The sequence below is a fragment of the Saccharothrix sp. HUAS TT1 genome, from assembly GCF_040744945.1.
Lineage (GTDB): Bacteria > Actinomycetota > Actinomycetes > Mycobacteriales > Pseudonocardiaceae > Actinosynnema.
In genome coordinates this window covers 3,658,070-3,673,313 of the sequence record NZ_CP160453.1, presented here as the reverse complement: position 1 = coordinate 3,673,313, position 15,244 = coordinate 3,658,070, and the positions used below count along the sequence as shown (strand labels likewise).

Below are 15,244 nucleotides of genomic sequence, written 5' to 3'. Positions count from 1 at the left end.
TCCCCCTGTCGGGCTGATCCGGGGTTCCCTCAGTCGAGGCGGAACCCGAACGGGAGCTCCAGCCGGTGCCGGGCCAGCAACCCGGTGTCGGCCAGGAGCTCCCGCGTCGGTCCGTCGGCCACCACGACCCCGCCGTCGATCAGCACGCTGCGCGGGCACAGCTGCAGCGCGTAGGGCAGGTCGTGGGTGACCATGAGCATGGTGCGGTCCAACTCCAGCAACACCTCGGCCAGCTCTCGGCGGGCCACCGGTTCCAGGTTCGCCGAGGGCTCGTCGAGCACCAGGACTTCGGGGTCGCAGGCCAGCACGGTGGCCAGCGCGACCCGACGGCGCTGCCCGCCGGACAGGTGCAGCGGCGACCGCTCGGCGAAGTCGAGCATGCCGACCGCGGCCAGCGCGGCGTCCACCCGCGCGTCCAGCTCCGCGCCGCGCAGCCCGAAGTTCGCCGGGCCGAACGCCACGTCCTGCCGCGCGGTCGGCAGGAACAGCTGGTCGTCGGGGTCCTGGAAGACCAGGCCGACGCGGCGGCGGATCTCCTTCAGGTTCGCCTTCCCGACCGGCAGCCCGGCCACCTCGATCCGGCCGGAACCACCGCCGAGCACGCCGTTGAGGTGCAGCGCGAACGTCGTCTTGCCCGCGCCGTTGGGACCGAGGAGCGCGACGCGCTCACCGCGTTCCACCCGCAGGTTCACCCCGAACAGGGCCTGGTGGCCGTCCGGGTACGCGTACGCCAGCCGCTCCACCACCAGCGCGGGCGCGTCCCGCCTCGGCTCGACCACCGCGCCACCTCCCGCGCCATCGGGCACCCGGCCCGTCCAGCCGCGCGACACCATCGCCAGGTGCACCCTCTCACCGCGTTCGTAGGAGCGGATGAACAGGCTGCCGATGCCGCGCGCGGTCGCGCCCAGCTGCCAGAGGAACCTCGGGTCGTCGCCGCGGGAGATCCGGGCCACCCGCATCCGCTTGGCCTCGCCGACGATCACCTCGGCGTAGCGCAGCATCAGCGTCGCGATGGTGACCAGCACCGACGGCATCCGCAGCCGCTGCAGGCCGAGCAGCAGGTCCTGCGGCGCGGTGGTGGCGGCCAGCGTCAACGACGTGAGCAGGCCGAGCGTGCCCTTGGCCAGGATGTTCCACCCGGCCAGCGCGCCCTCGGCGGAGACCGACAGGCCCAGCAGGTCCACCCGCTCGCCCGCGCCGGTGAACGGCAGCACCAGGGCCAGCAGCACGAACGGCGCCTCGATCACCGACCGCGCGGCGAACCAGCGCACCGGGACGCGGGCCACCGCCCAGACCGCCCCGAGCGCCAGCAGGTACGCGCCGAACGCCCAGAACGCGTCCCGCGGCGTGGCCACCACGCACAGCACCGCCACCACCGCGGCGACGATCTTCACCTGCGGGGCGAGCCGGTGCACCGGCGAGTCGCCCGGCCGGTGCAGGAAACCGTGGTGGCCCGCGCTCACCCCACGTCGGACTTCACGTCGGGGCGCGCGCCGGGCCGCTTGCGCAGCAACCAGAACAGCCCACCGGCCACGGCCAGCGTCAGCACGACGCCGAGGACGCCCGCCACGCCGGTGAACCGGTCGTCGCCCGCCACCGCGTAGTCGGCCAGCGGCCCGCCGCCCAACGGGTGGTCCTGCGCGTGCTCGGCGATGCCGTGCTGCTCGGTGACGTGGTCCAGGCCGTCCGGGTTCGAGTCGGCGAAGTAGGACACGACGCCGGCCAGCAGCAGGCTGACCACGACGAACCCCAGGAAGAAGCGCTTCACGCCCTCAGCTCCAGCTTCTGCGGCACGCCGCGCAACAGGTGCACCAGGTCCGGCCGGGCAGCCGCGACCGCGGTCACGGTGACCGCCGTGATCAGGCCCTCGCCGATGCCGATCAGCACGTGCACGCCGAGCACCGCGGCGGCGACCGTGCCGAACCCGACACCGCCCTGGCCGCCGATCGCGTACTCCAGCACGAAGCCGAACGACGCCAGCACCGTGTTGACCAGGGCGGAGATGAACGCGACCGCGGCCAGGCCGCCCTTGCTGCGGGTGGCGAGCCCGCGCAGCGCCACGGCCGTCAGATAACCGACCGCGGTGCCGATGAGCGCCATGTTGGTGACGTTCGCGCCGAGCGCCGTCACGCCGCCGTCGGCGAAGAAGAGGGACTGGACGACCAGCACGATCGTCACGCACAGCGCGCCGACCCACGGTCCGACCAGGATGGCGGCGAGCGCGCCGCCGAGCAGGTGGCCGCTGACCCCCGGCAGCACCGGGAAGTTCAGCATCTGGGTGGCGAACACGAACGCCGCGACCAGGCCCGCCATCGGCGCGGTCCGGTCGTCCAGGTCGCCGCGGGCCTTGGCCAGCGCCACGCCCACCCCCGCCACGGCGACCGCGACGAACAGCAGCGACGTCGGCGCGTTGAGCAGGCCGTCGCTCATGTGCATTGCTACCGGATCCGACACGGACCTCACGCTAGTTGCAAGAGGTCGGCAGTGGCCAGCTCGCTGCAACAACGATTTCGATCACCCAGCGGGGTGAGGCGCGAACGCGGGCCGGCTCACACCGACGGCGCGGTCTCCCTGGTCAGCTCGGTCAGGGTGGCGAGCAGGCCGGGGAACCGGCGGTCGAACTCGGCCCGGCGCAGCCGGACGAAGGTGCCGTTGCCCGCGTCGCGCTGGAGGATCAGCCCGGCCTCGCGCAGCGCCCGCCAGTGGTGGGTCCTGGTGGACTTCGCCACCGGCATCGGGAACGACGAGCACGCGCGCTCGGCGTCGCCCGGGTCGGCGACCAGCTCGGCCACCACCGCCCGGCGCAGCGGGTCGGCCAGCGCGCGGAACACCTGACCGAGGTCGACCTCGGCGATCGGCGGCACGGGCATGTCCACGCTCGTCCTCCTCCACCTCGACAAGGTACTGCTTTCATCGTACCTTCTGGGTACGACGTTCATCGTACCTCTGGAGGCGGCCGTGCTCTGCGTGTTCGACGTCAACGAGACCCTGCTCGACCTGGCCCCGCTGGACGACTTCTTCACCGAGCTGACCGGTGACGCGGGCGCCCGGCGCGAGTGGTTCGACCTGATGATCCACAACGCGCTGACCACCACGGCCCTCGGCGGCTACCAGCCGCTCGGCGCGATCGCGGGCGCCTGCCTGCTGCCCGTCGTCGCGGCGCGCGGCGGCACGGCGACCGCCGACCACCAGAAGGAGCTGGGCGCGCTGCTGCGCAAGCTGCCCGCGCACCCCGAGGTGGCCGAGTCGATCACCCGGCTGCGCGGGGCGGGCTTCGGCGTCGTCACCCTGACCAACTCCGTCGCCGCCGCCGCCGAGGACCAGATGGTCAATTCCGGCCTGCGGCCGCTCATCGACGCGATCTACGCCGCCGACCAGGTGCAGCGCCTCAAGCCCGCCCCCGAGCCGTACCGGCTGGTGCTGCGGGAGCAGGGCGTCGAGGCGTCCGACGCGGTGCTCGTCGCGGCGCACGACTGGGACGTCGCCGGCGCCGCCGCGGCCGGGCTGAACACCGCTTTCGTCGCCCGCGAGGGCCGCGCCCCGCTGCCGCTGGCCGACGCGCCGACCATCATCGGCGCCGACCTGGCCGACGTGGCCGACCAGCTGATCGCCAAGTACGGCGGCTGACCGCGCGGGCCGTCGGCCGGTTCCCGGACCGGCCGGCGGGCTACCACTATGCTCTGCCTGCGATGACTCTCACCGACCGCCTGCCGGCCACCCCCGATCCCGACGTCCTCTACGACACCTTCGCCGAGTGGGCGGGCGAACGGGGGCTGTCGCTGTACCCGGCGCAGCAGGAGGCGTTGATCGAGATCGTCTCCGGCTCGAACGTCATCCTCAGCACGCCGACCGGCTCGGGCAAGTCGCTGGTGGCCACCGGCGCCCACTTCGCCGCGCTGGCGGAGGGCAAGCGGACCTTCTACACCGCGCCCATCAAGGCCCTGGTGTCGGAGAAGTTCTTCGCCCTGATCGACACGTTCGGCGCGGAGAACGTCGGCATGGTGACCGGCGACGCGAGCGTCAACGAGACCGCGCCGATCATCTGCTGCACCGCCGAGATCCTGGCCAACATCGCGCTGCGCGACGGCGCCGGCGCGGAGGTCGGCCAGGTCGTCATGGACGAGTTCCACTTCTACTCCGAGCCCGACCGCGGCTGGGCGTGGCAGGTGCCGCTGGTCGAGCTGCCGCAGGCGCAGTTCCTGCTGATGTCGGCCACCCTGGGCGACGTCGCGTTCTTCGAGAAGGACCTGACCCGCCGCACCGGCCGCACGACGTCGGTGGTGCGCTCCGCCGAGCGCCCGGTGCCGCTGAACTTCCAGTACGTCACCACGCCGCTGCACGAGACGATCGAAGAGCTCCTGCACGGCAACGAGGCCCCGGTCTACGTCGTGCACTTCACCCAGGCGTCCGCCCTGGAGCGCGCCCAGTCGCTGATGTCGGTCAACGTCGCCACGCGCGCCCAGAAGGACGACATCGCGGCCATGATCGGCCGGTTCCGGTTCACCTCCGGGTTCGGCAAGACGCTGTCCCGGCTGGTGCGGCACGGGATCGGCGTGCACCACGCGGGCATGCTGCCGAAGTACCGGCGGCTGGTGGAGCAGTTGGCGCAGGCCGGCCTGCTGAAGGTCATCTGCGGCACGGACACCCTCGGCGTCGGCATCAACGTGCCCATCCGCACCGTCGTGTTCACCGCGCTGTCGAAGTACGACGGCCAGCGCACCCGGCACCTGAAGGCGCGCGAGTTCCACCAGATCGCCGGTCGCGCGGGCCGCGCGGGCTACGACACCGTCGGCACGGTCGTGGTGCAGGCGCCCGACCACGTGGTGGAGAACGAGAAGGCGCTGGCCAAGGCGGGCGACGACCCGAAGAAGCGGCGCAAGGTGGTGCGCAAGAAGGCGCCCGAGGGCTTCGTGTCGTGGAGCGACCAGACCTTCGAGCGGCTGAAGAACGCCGAGCCGGAGCCGCTGACGTCCAGCTTCCAGGTCAGCCACGCCATGCTGCTCAACGTGATCGGCAGGCCGGGCGACGCGTTCGCCGCCATGCGGCACCTGCTGGAGGACAACCACGAGGACCGGCCCGCGCAGCGCAGGCACATCCTGCGGGCCATCCAGATGTACCGGGGGCTGCTGGCGGCGGGCGTGGTGGAGCGGCAGAACGGCGACATCCGGCTCACCGTCGACCTCCAGGTCAACTTCGCGCTCAACCAGCCGCTGTCGCCGTTCGCGCTGGCCGCCGTCGAGCTGCTGGACCGCGAGTCGCCGAGCTACGCGCTGGACGTGCTGTCGGTCGTGGAGTCCACTCTGGACGACCCCCGGCAGGTGCTGTCCGCGCAGGAGCACAAGGCGCGCGGCGAGGCCATCGGCGCGATGAAGTCCGAGGGCATCGAGTACGACCAGCGGATGGAGCTGCTGGAGGAGGTCACGTACCCGAAGCCGCTCCAGGAGCTGCTGGAGGCCGCGTTCACCACCTACCGGCGCGGGCACCCGTGGGTCGCCGACCACCACCTGTCGCCGAAGTCCGTGGTGCGGGACATGTTCGAGCGGGCGATGACGTTCGCCGAGTACGTCTCCCACTACCAGCTGGCCCGCTCGGAGGGCCTGGTGCTGCGGTACCTGGCCGACGCGTACAAGGCGCTGCGGCAGACCGTGCCCGAGGACGCCAAGACCGAGGAGCTGAGCGACCTGCAGGAGTGGCTGGGCGAGCTGGTCCGCCAGGTCGACTCCAGCCTGCTGGACGAGTGGGAGAAGCTGCGCAACCCCGGCGAAGAAGCGGCGGAGACGTCGTTGAGCGACGCGCCGCCCGCCGTCACCGGCAACGTGCGCGCGTTCCGGGTGCTGGTGCGCAACGCGCTGTTCCGGCGGGTGGAGCTGGCCGCCAGGCGCAACTACTACGAGCTGGGGCAGCTGGACGGCGAAGCGGGCTGGTCGGCGCAGGACTGGCAGGACGCGCTGGAGCCGTACTACGAGGAGCACGACGAGATCGGCATGGGCCCGGACGCGCGCGGCCCGGCGCTGCTGGTGATCACCGAGGAGCCGGGGCTGTGGCGGGTGCGCCAGGTCCTGGACGACCCGGCGAAGGACCACGACTGGGGCTTCACCGCCGAGGTCGACCTGGCCGAGTCCGACGAGATCGGCACGGCCGCGCTGCGGATCACCGAAGTCGGCAGGCTCTGACGGCCCTGGAGTCCATCCGGTGGTACTCCGGTGGGGACCGGGGCACGAGCATGTCAACGTCGGGAGAGAACGGAGGCGGTCAGCCCTGTCGCAGGACGAGTTCGGCGTGCTGGGGTCCCTCGTGGTCCGCCGGAACGGCCGCTCGGTCCCCGTCACCGCCGCCAAGCACCGCATCGTCCTGGCCACCCTGCTGCTCGGCGCGAACCGCTCGGTGCCCGCGAGCGACCTGATCCGCCGGGTGTGGGGCGAGAACCCGCCGGACCGCGCGGCGCAGACGTTGCCGGTGTACGTGATGCGGTTGCGGCGCGCGCTCGGCGACCCGCGGCTCATCCACACCACCCCCACCGGCTACCGGATCGACCTGCCGGCCGGCGCGCTGGACCTGCACCGGTTCGAGGCGCTGGCCGAGGAGGGCGCGGAACTGGCCGCCGCCGAGGACTTCGCCGCCGCCGCCGGGTGCTACGAGCGCGCGCTGCAGTGCTGGCACGGCCCGCCGCTGGCCGACGTGCCGTCGGAGTCGCTGCACGAGACGGAGGCGCCCAACCTCGCCGAGCGGCGGCTGCGGGTGATCTCCGAGCTGGTCGACGTGAAGCTGCGGCTGGACCGGTGCGACGAGGTGATCGCCGACCTGCGCCGGCTGACCGCGCAGCACCCGCTGCGCGAGCGGTTCTGGTCGCAGCTGATGGTGGCGCTGTACCGGGTCGACCGGCAGGCCGACGCGCTGGACGCCTACCGGCAGGCGTCGACGGCGCTGGCGCGGGAGCTGGGCGTGGACCCGAGCGATTCGCTGCGCGCCGTGCACCACGCGATCCTCACCGGCGACCCGGCGCTGCACCAGCCCGCCGCGGGCACGTGGGCGCCGGTGTCGCAGCTGCCCGCGCCGGTCGGCAACTTCGTCGGCCGCGGCGCGGAGCTGGGCCGGGTGACCGGGTTGCTGACGCGCGCGACGGCGGCCGTGGTGGTGTGCGGGCCGCCGGGCGTCGGCAAGACGGCGTTCGCCATCTCGGTGGCGCACGCGGTGCGCGACCGCTACCCCGACGGCCAGCTGTACGTGAACCTGCGCGGGCACTCCACGTCACCCCCGCTGCCGACGTCGGCCGTGCTGGCCCGGTTCCTGCGGGCGATGGGCGTGCGGTCCGACCACATCCCGGTCGACGAGGAAGAGCTGGTCGACGGCTACCGGGCCCGGCTGCGCGGCAGGCGGGTGCTGATCACGCTGGACAACGCGGCGTCGGTCGAGCAGGTGCTGCCGCTGCTGCCCGCCGACCCCGGCTGCTCGGTGCTGATCACCAGCCGCAACGAGCTGCGGCTGCGCGCCACCACCGTGCGGCTGGACGTGCTGCGCGGCGACGAGGCGTGGAAGCTGCTGGCCAGGTCGCTCGGCGCGGAGGCGGCCGTGACGCAGTTCGACGCGCTCGGCGAGCTGGCCCGGCTGTGCGGCTACCTGCCGCTGGCGCTGCGGATCGCGCTGGGCAACCTGGTCGGCTCGTCGCACGTCGACGTCGCGTCGTACGTGGAGGAGCTGCGCGGCGGCGACCGGTTGGCCGCGCTGGCGGTGGACAACGACGACACGGCGGCCGTACGGCGGGCGTTCGACCTGTCCTACGCGGCGTTGACGCCGCAGGCGGCGCGGCTGTTCCGGCTGACCGGGCTGCTGCCGGGGCCGGACTTCAGCGTGTTCGGCGCGGCGGCGCTGCTGGACGCGTCCGAGGGGGTGGCGCGCGGGCTGCTGGAGGACCTGGCGTCGGCGCACCTCGTGCAGCGGGTCGGGCCGGACCGGTTCGCGCTGCACGACCTGCTGCACGACTACGCGGCCGACCGCGCGGCGGCGGCCGGCGAGGACCTGGAGTCGGCGCGGCGGCGGCTGTTCGACTGGTACCTGACCACGTCGGTCGAGGTCGGGAACGTGCTGTACCCGGAGCTGGGCGTGTCCGGGCCGCCCCGGATGAGCCCGGACGCGGCCCGGGAGTGGCTGGACGCGGAACGGCCGAGCGTGCTGGCGGCGACCGAGCACTGCGCGCAGCACGGGCCGCTGCCGATGGCGTGGCAGCTGATCGACGCCGTCGGCGGGTACTTCGGCTCGCACGGGCACCACGTGGAGTTCGTGCGGGCGATCGACGCCGCCCTGGGCGCGACGCGGGCCGCCGGCGACCACGAGGCCGAGACGATGATGCTGGTGTGGCTGGCGGCCGAGCACCGCAACCTGGGCAACCTGCGGTCGGCGCAGCGGTACCTGCGGGCGGCGCGGCCGGTGGGGCGGGCGGTGTGGCTGCACGCCGGGCTGGACGGCGTGGTGCACCTGGAGCTGGGCGAGTTCCCGGCGGCGTTCGCCTCGTTCGACCGGCTGATGGCGTTGAGCGGGCAGGACTGGGCCGGGCCGCACGTGCGGATCGGGGCGCTGGCCGGGCTCGGGGCGTTGCGGATGATGCGCGGCGAGCTGGTGGTGGCGAAGTCGCTGCTGTCGGAGGGGCTGGCGCTGGCCCGGACGGCGGCCGGGGTGAACCTGGAAGCCTCGTGCGCCGCGCTGCTGGGCCGGTGCCACACGGCGGCCGGTGAGCACGCGGAGGCGGTGGAGCTGCTGCGGCACGCGTTGGCGGCGTGGTTCCGGACGGGGGCGCGGCACGCTCGGGCGGAGGCGATGGCGCACCTGGCGACGGCGTTGTGCCTGGGCGGCGAGCACGCGGAGGCGCTGCGGACGGCGCAGCGGTCGTTGGCGCTGGTGCAGGAGCTGGGCGGCTGCCCGCGGATCGAGTCCGAGGTGCACAACGCGCTCGGCCTCGTGCTGCGCCACCTGGGCAAACCGTCCCGCGCCGTGGCCGCCCACCTGCGCGCCCTGGAACTGGCCACGTCCAGCGACTACCGCTACGGCGTGGCCCGCTCCCACGTCCACCTGATCCGCGCCCTCGCCGCTGACGGCCGCCCCGTCGAAGCCCTCCGCCACGCCCGGGTGGGCCGCGACCTGGCCCTGCGCAGCGGCTTCGGCGACGTCGAATCCCAAACCACCACCGCCCTGACCGACCTCCCCTGACCGGCGAGTCGAACACTCGGGACCCGCGAGTCGAACGTTCACGGCCCCCGAGTTCGACATTCGCGTGCTCGTCGGCAGACGCGAGTGTTGAATTCGGGGGTCCTGAGTGTTCGACTCGCGGGACGTGGGGGTTCGACTCGTGGGAGGTCCGATTGAGACCACTCCTTAGGGTCGTTGACCCGTGTGGGCGGGAACGGGAACATCTGGTTTCGATATTCGGGTGGCTCACCGTGGGGGATGGCATGGACTCCGATCCGCACGTCGGACTGGCGCGGATCGCGGACCCGGCGCCCCGCACGTCCGCCGAGCTGGTCTGCGCGCTCACCGCGCTGGCCCGGGTGGTCGACGAGTGGTCGGACGTGGTGCGCGGGTTGCACGGGCCGACCCGCAGGCTGGTCGGCAGCGCCGCCGCGGCGTCGGTCTCGCTGGCCGCGCGGCGGGCCGAGGAGGCGTTCCTCGAACTGGAGATGACGCTCGGTGACGCGGAGGCCGCGCGCCGGTCATTGCCCTTGGCCACCCCGAAGGGTGAGGATAGGCGTCCGGTGGTCTGATCGCCGACGCCGCCGACCGGATCGCATTGGACTTCGATGACCTCAGGACTCCCCTGCCCGCTCTGCGAGGGCCCGGAGCGCCGCGGGGCGCTGGAGCGCACGCTGCGGGTGCTCGCCGTGGACGACGAGGCCCCCGCCCTGGAAGACCTCGTCTACCTGCTGCGCTCGGACTCGCGCATCGGTCACGTCGAGGCCGTGACGGACGCGACCAAGGCGCTGCGGACGCTGCACCGCGCGATGGACGCCGGCCAGCCGGTCGACGCCGTCTTCCTCGACATCCGGATGCCCGGCCTGGACGGCCTCGACCTGGCCCGCGTGCTCTCCCGGTTCGCCCAACCGCCGCGCATCGTCTTCGTCACCGCGCACCAAGAGCCGGCCGTCGAGGCGTTCGAGCTCAAGGCGCTCGACTACCTGCTCAAGCCGGTCCGCGCGGAACGGCTGGCCGAGTCGGTGCACCGGATAGTGCACGAGGTGCTGGACTCGAAGACCGCGGAACCGGCCGCCGCCGCGCCGGCCGAGAAGGCGCCCGACGTCGGCGACGAGGTGATCCCGGTCGAGCTGGGCGGCATCACCCGGTTCATCCGGCTGGCCGACATCCGCTACGTCGAGGCGCACGGCGACTACGCCCGGCTGCACACCGCCACCGGCAGCGGGCTGGTCCGCGCCGCGCTCAACGGGCTGGAGGAGCGCTGGCGCTCCGCCGGGTTCGTCCGCATCCACCGCAGCCACCTCGTCTCGCTCGGCCACATCGACGAGCTGCGGCTGGAGGACGGGCACCTGAGCGTCAACATCGGCGGCGCGGTGCTGCCGGTCAGCAGGCGGCACGCCCGGCACCTCCGGCAGCTGCTGGTGCGCCGCAACCGGCAGCCGTCGTGACCTCGCCGCAGCGCCCGCACGCCCAGCGGGTCGTGGTGACCAGCCCGCGCACCCGCGCCCCGCGCGCACCCCGCCCGTACCCGGCGTCACGCGAGATCGACGAGCAGAGCGAACTCGGCGCGGTCTACATGCGCTCGCTGATCCGCACCCAGCGGCGGCTCGGGCTGCTGCTGTGCGCGGTGGTGTGCGGCAGCGTCGCGGCGCTGCCGCTGCTCTTCACGTTCGTGCCGCGGGTCGGGGCGCAGCGGCTGCTCGGCCTGCCGCTGCCGTGGCTGCTGCTCGGCTTCCTGGTGTTCCCGGTGTTCGTGCTCGCGGGCTGGTTCTACGTGCGCCAGGCCGAGCGCGGCGAACGGGAGTTCGCGGAGCTGGTGGAACGTTCGTGAGCAGCACGTACAGCGTCATCGCGGTGCTGGTCGTCGCGGTCGGGACGATGCTGGTCGGCACGTACGGGCTGCGGATCTCGCGGACCACCTCGGACTTCTTCGTCGCCTCGCGGACCGTGTCGCCCTGGTGGAACGCCTCCGCGATCGGCGGCGAGTACCTGTCGGCGGCCTCGTTCGTCGGCATCGCCGGGCTGATCTTCGCGCACGGCCCGGACATGCTGTGGTTCCCGGTCGGCTACACGGCGGGCTACCTGGTGCTGCTCGCGCTGGTCGCCGCGCCCCTGCGCCGCAGCGGCGCGTACACGCTGCCGGACTTCGCCGAGGCGCGGTTCGCCTCGCCCGCGGTGCGCGCGGTGGCGAGCGTGTTCGCGCTCGGCATCGGGTGGCTGTACCTGCTGCCGCAGCTGCAGGGCGCCGGGCTCACCCTGAACACGGTGACGGGCGCGCCGAACTGGGTGGGCGCGCTGGTGGTGGCGGTCGTGGTCGGCACGAACGTGGTCTCCGGCGGGATGCGCAGCATCACGTTCGTGCAGGCGTTCCAGTACTGGCTCAAGCTGACCGCGATCGCGGTGCCGGTGGTGTTCCTGGTGATGGCCTGGCACGCGCACGGCGCGCGCGACCTGACCGGGCCGGGCTTCCCCGAGTTCCCGAAGCAGACCACGGTCACCTTCGACACCGACACGACGTTCGAGGCGCCCCGCGGCACGCCGTTCACCGGCGACGGCCGGGTGGACGGGCAGCGGGTCGACGGCGGCGGCGAGCTGACCCCCGGCACGCACACCGCGGCCGCCGGTTCCCGGCTCACGTTCCCCGAGGGCGCGGCCGTGCCGCACATCCGGTCCATCCCGGCGACCGGCAACGACGAGTGGGCGCTGCCCATGCGCGGCGGCGAGCGGTTCCCGCTGTACGCGGTGTACTCGCTGATCATCGCCACGTTCCTGGGCACGATGGGCCTGCCGCACGTGATCGTGCGCTTCTACACCAACCCGAACGGCCGGGCGGCGCGCCGCACGACGTTGATCGTGCTGGGGATGCTCGGCGTGTTCTACCTGATGCCGCCGATCTACGGCGCCCTCGGCCGGCTGTACACGCCCGAGCTGCTGATGACCGGCGACACGGACGCGGTGGTGCTCGTGCTGCCGAGCCGGATGGTCGACGGGCTGGGCGGTCAGCTGCTGGGCGCGCTGGTGGCCGGTGGGGCGTTCGCCGCGTTCCTGTCCACGTCGTCGGGCCTGATGGTGTCGCTGGCGGGCGTGCTGAGCCGGGACGTGCTGCGGTTGCGCGGCGTGCGCGGGTTCCGGGTGTCGACGGTGCTGGCCGTGCTGGTGCCGCTGGGCATGACGTGGCTGGTCGGCAAGGTGCCGGTGGCGGACATGGTCGGCCTGGCGTTCGCGGTGGCCGCGTCGTCGCTGTGCCCGCTGCTGGTGCTGGGCATCTGGAGCACCCGGATCACCACGGTCGGCGCGGTGGCCGGGATGGTCGCGGGCGGGCTGCCCGCGCTGGTGGCCGGGTTGGTGACGATCAGCGCCGGTGGTCGCGACGAGTGGTACCACGTGTTCCTGGCCCGGCCCGCCGCGTGGACCGTGCCGCTGGGCTTCGTGGTGATGTACGCGGTGTCGCTGCTGACGCCGCGCAGGCTGCCGCCGGGGGTGAACCACGTCATGGTGCGCTTGCACGCGCCGGAGAACCTGGGTCTGCGCAGTCAGGACCGGTTGTGACCGCGCTGCTCACGGCGGGCGCGATACTGGCCGTCGGGCTGGCCGTGGTGATCACGCTGTGGTGGACCTCCCGCACCCGCAACGACTTCCTGACCCACGAGCAGCGGATCACGTTCGAGACGCTGCACACCGCGTGGTCGGCCGCTCCCCCGCTGCGCGCCGGGCTGGTGCCGGAGGCGGCGAAGAAGTCGGCCAAGCACCTGCGGACGCTGCTGGGCACGCCCGCGCTGGCGTTGACCGACGAGACCGAGGTGGTGGCGTGGGAGGGCGACGGCGAGCACCACGCGACCGAGGCGATGGGCCTGGCCGCCGACGTGTTCGACACCGGCCGCACCCGCGCGTTCGACATCACGTGCTCCGCGCCGGACTGCCCGGTGCACACGGCGGTGCTCGCGCCGCTGACCGTCGAGGGCCGGGTGGTCGGCGTGCTGGCGGCGTACAGCCGGGAGGCGTCGGCCGGGTTGGTGCGGGCCACGAACGAGGTGGCGAGGTGGGCGTCGGGCCAGTTGGAGCTGGCCGAGCTGGACCGGTCGCGGACCCGGCTGGTGGAGGCGGAGGTGCGGGCGCTGCGGGCGCAGATCTCGCCGCACTTCATCTACAACTCGTTGTCCGCCATCGCGTCGTACGTGCGCACGGACCCGGAGCGCGCTCGCACGCTGCTGCTGGACTTCGCCGACTTCACCCGCTACTCGTTCCGCCGGGCCGGTGACTTCACCACGCTGTCGGAGGAGCTGAAGTCGATCGACCAGTACCTGGCGCTGGAACGGGCCCGCTTCGGCGAGCGGCTGAAGGTGACGCTGCAGATCGCGCCCGAGGTGTTACCGGTGACGGTGCCGTTCCTGTGCCTGCAGCCGCTGGTGGAGAACGCGGTCCGGCACGGGATGGAGGGCAAGGTCGGGCCGGGGCACATCTCGATCCTGGCGGCCGACGCGGGCGCGGAGGCGCACATCACCATCGAGGACGACGGCATCGGCATGGACCCCGACGCGCTGCGCCGCACGCTGGCCGGCCAGGTCGGCGAGACGGCCGGGATCGGGCTGGGGAACATCGACGAGCGGCTGCGGCGCTGCTACGGCGACGACTACGGCCTGGTCGTGGAGACGGCGCAGGGGCTCGGTACGAAGATCAGCGTGCGGGTGCCGAAGTACCAGGCGGGCGTGCACGCCTGACGACGGGCGCGAGGTCGCGGCCGGCCGGTTCCGCGGCGCGCCGACGAGTCCCCCGCAGCGGTGCGGCTAGGAGCCGTCGGCCCGCGCCCACAGCCCGGCCAGGGCGGCGTTGACCGCGGCCGGTTGCTGGACGTGCGGGTAGAAGCCGGGCACGGTGAGCAGGTCGGCGCCGATCCGGTGGGCGATCACCTCGGCGGCGACTCGCAGCGGGACGCCCGCGAGCCGCCGGTACTCCTCCGGCGCGCCCGACCAGTCGCCGCGGACCACCAGGGCCGGCCACGGGGCGTCGGCCAGCGGCTGCAGCGGCACGTCGGCGTCCCAGCACGGGCGTTCGGCCATCGTCGTGCGCGCGGCGCGCAGCCGGGCGGGCGTCGGCTCGGGCGCGGGCATGCCCACCGCCTCGGTGGACAGCCTCAGGTAGTCCTCGGGCGTCAGGTCCGCCGGCAGGCCCGCGGTGGCGGCGCGGGCGCGGGTCAGGGCTTCGGCGACGGCCGGGTGGTCCTCCGCCGGGCGCAGCGCGCCCGGCTGGACCAGGCACAGCGAGCGCACCAGGTCGGGCCTGGCGGCGGCGGCGAGCATGGCGGCGACCGCGCCGTAGGAGTGGCCGACCAGGTGGGCGCCACCGGCCAGGAGGGTGACGGCGTCCGCGGCGTCCACCTCGTAGTCGCTGCGGTGCGATCCGTCGAGGTCGGGACTCGCCCCGAAGCCGCGGCGGTCCACCAGGAGCAGCCGTCGGCGCGTGGCGAGCGGGCGCTGGTGGCCGAAGCCGTAGGCGTCGTCCGACCCCCAGCTCAGCACCCCGTGCAGGAACACGGCCGGTGGCACGTCCCCAGGACCTTCGACAACGGTCACGTGGACAGGCGTCATGCCCCCAGTCAACCGGCCCGGCCGCGAGGACCGCCAGGCCGTGGGCGCGCCGCGCCGGCGTCGCTCCCGGTCAGCCGGCGGCTCGCGCGCCGCGCCGCTCGGCCGCGTCCAGCACCAGCCGCAGCCACTCGGCGTCGGCCGCCGCGCCCTCCACCGCCACCCGGCGCAGCCGCAGCCACAGCCCGGCCTCGGTCCACTCCTGGAACCGCCGGTGCACGGTCGGCACGGTCACGCCGAACGTCGGCGGCAGGTGCCGCCAGGCGCAGCCGCTGGTCAGGACGAACACGATCGCGGTGAAGATGGCCCGGTCCGACACCCGGCCCCGGCCGCCGCCCTGGCGGCGCACCTTCGCGGGTGGCAGCAGCGGCTCGACCACCGCCCACAGCGACGGCGGCACCAGGCGCACGGCCAGCTGCTCGATCACGTCGGCGTGCGGCGGTCGGGCCGGCGCTTCCGGCGCGCGGCGCACCCACGGCTCC

At 73.7% G+C, this 15,244-nt stretch carries 13 protein-coding genes and 2 pseudogenes; 8 read left to right on the top strand and 7 right to left on the bottom strand.

Going from position 1 to position 15,244, the window contains the following annotated elements; all coding sequences use genetic code 11:
- Positions 1-29: 29 nt before the first annotated feature.
- The 5 genes and pseudogenes from AB0F89_RS17960 to AB0F89_RS17940 all read right to left on the bottom strand — a co-directional run bounded on the left by AB0F89_RS17960 (position 30) and on the right by AB0F89_RS17940 (position 2,876).
- Entirely contained in the window at positions 30-779 is a 750-nt protein-coding gene (locus AB0F89_RS17960) for an energy-coupling factor ABC transporter ATP-binding protein (protein ID WP_367138908.1), read from the bottom strand.
- Between the two features lie 42 nt (positions 780-821).
- Positions 822-1,415, bottom strand: a pseudogene (cbiQ, locus tag AB0F89_RS17955) (cobalt ECF transporter T component CbiQ); the annotation flags it as partial.
- 44 nt (positions 1,416-1,459) lie between these two features.
- Positions 1,460-1,768, bottom strand: coding sequence for a PDGLE domain-containing protein (locus AB0F89_RS17950; RefSeq protein WP_367137629.1), 309 nt, complete (start codon positions 1,766-1,768; stop codon positions 1,460-1,462).
- Positions 1,765-2,454 (bottom strand): energy-coupling factor ABC transporter permease, encoded by a 690-nt coding sequence (locus AB0F89_RS17945; protein ID WP_367137627.1) that lies wholly within the window; start codon positions 2,452-2,454, stop codon positions 1,765-1,767. The genes AB0F89_RS17950 and AB0F89_RS17945 overlap by 4 nt, the downstream gene beginning before the upstream one ends.
- Positions 2,455-2,549: 95 nt before the next feature.
- Positions 2,550-2,876 carry an ArsR/SmtB family transcription factor gene (locus tag AB0F89_RS17940; protein WP_367137625.1) on the bottom strand — a complete coding sequence of 109 codons (327 nt, stop codon included), beginning with the start codon at positions 2,874-2,876 and terminating at the stop codon, positions 2,550-2,552.
- Positions 2,877-2,958: 82 nt separating this feature from the next.
- Between AB0F89_RS17940 and AB0F89_RS17935 the strand changes: the two genes are divergently transcribed.
- The 8 genes from AB0F89_RS17935 to AB0F89_RS17900 all read left to right on the top strand — a co-directional run bounded on the left by AB0F89_RS17935 (position 2,959) and on the right by AB0F89_RS17900 (position 13,898).
- Positions 2,959-3,627, top strand: a complete 669-nt coding sequence (locus AB0F89_RS17935) for a haloacid dehalogenase type II (protein WP_367137623.1) — start codon at positions 2,959-2,961, stop codon at positions 3,625-3,627.
- A gap of 62 nt (positions 3,628-3,689) precedes the next feature.
- On the top strand, positions 3,690-6,173 hold the full coding sequence (locus AB0F89_RS17930; RefSeq protein WP_367137621.1) for a DEAD/DEAH box helicase: 2,484 nt from the start codon (positions 3,690-3,692) through the stop codon (positions 6,171-6,173).
- A gap of 106 nt (positions 6,174-6,279) precedes the next feature.
- Positions 6,280-9,201, top strand: coding sequence for a BTAD domain-containing putative transcriptional regulator (locus AB0F89_RS17925; RefSeq protein ID WP_367137619.1), 2,922 nt, complete (start codon positions 6,280-6,282; stop codon positions 9,199-9,201).
- A gap of 242 nt (positions 9,202-9,443) precedes the next feature.
- The gene (locus AB0F89_RS17920; RefSeq protein WP_367137617.1) at positions 9,444-9,752 is read left to right on the top strand and encodes a hypothetical protein; all 309 of its coding nucleotides are present in this window, start codon (positions 9,444-9,446) and stop codon (positions 9,750-9,752) included.
- 36 nt (positions 9,753-9,788) lie between these two features.
- The gene (locus AB0F89_RS17915) at positions 9,789-10,628 is read left to right on the top strand and encodes a LytR/AlgR family response regulator transcription factor (protein WP_367137615.1); all 840 of its coding nucleotides are present in this window, start codon (positions 9,789-9,791) and stop codon (positions 10,626-10,628) included.
- Entirely contained in the window at positions 10,625-11,011 is a 387-nt protein-coding gene (locus tag AB0F89_RS17910) for a DUF485 domain-containing protein (protein WP_367137613.1), read from the top strand. Before AB0F89_RS17915 ends, AB0F89_RS17910 begins: the two co-directional genes overlap by 4 nt.
- Positions 11,008-12,729 (top strand): cation acetate symporter, encoded by a 1,722-nt coding sequence (locus tag AB0F89_RS17905; protein WP_367137611.1) that lies wholly within the window; start codon positions 11,008-11,010, stop codon positions 12,727-12,729. Before AB0F89_RS17910 ends, AB0F89_RS17905 begins: the two co-directional genes overlap by 4 nt.
- Positions 12,726-13,898, top strand: a complete 1,173-nt coding sequence (locus AB0F89_RS17900) for a sensor histidine kinase (protein ID WP_367137609.1) — start codon at positions 12,726-12,728, stop codon at positions 13,896-13,898. The genes AB0F89_RS17905 and AB0F89_RS17900 overlap by 4 nt, the downstream gene beginning before the upstream one ends.
- Before the next feature lie 66 nt (positions 13,899-13,964).
- On the opposite strand, the gene AB0F89_RS17895 is transcribed toward AB0F89_RS17900, so the two are convergent.
- Together AB0F89_RS17895 and AB0F89_RS17890 are read right to left on the bottom strand one after the other, a co-directional pair.
- Complete coding sequence (locus tag AB0F89_RS17895; RefSeq protein WP_367137607.1) at positions 13,965-14,723, bottom strand: alpha/beta fold hydrolase; 759 nt, start codon at positions 14,721-14,723, stop codon at positions 13,965-13,967.
- 142 nt (positions 14,724-14,865) lie between these two features.
- Positions 14,866-15,189, bottom strand: a pseudogene (locus AB0F89_RS17890) (transposase); the annotation flags it as partial.
- Positions 15,190-15,244: the final 55 nt, after the last annotated feature.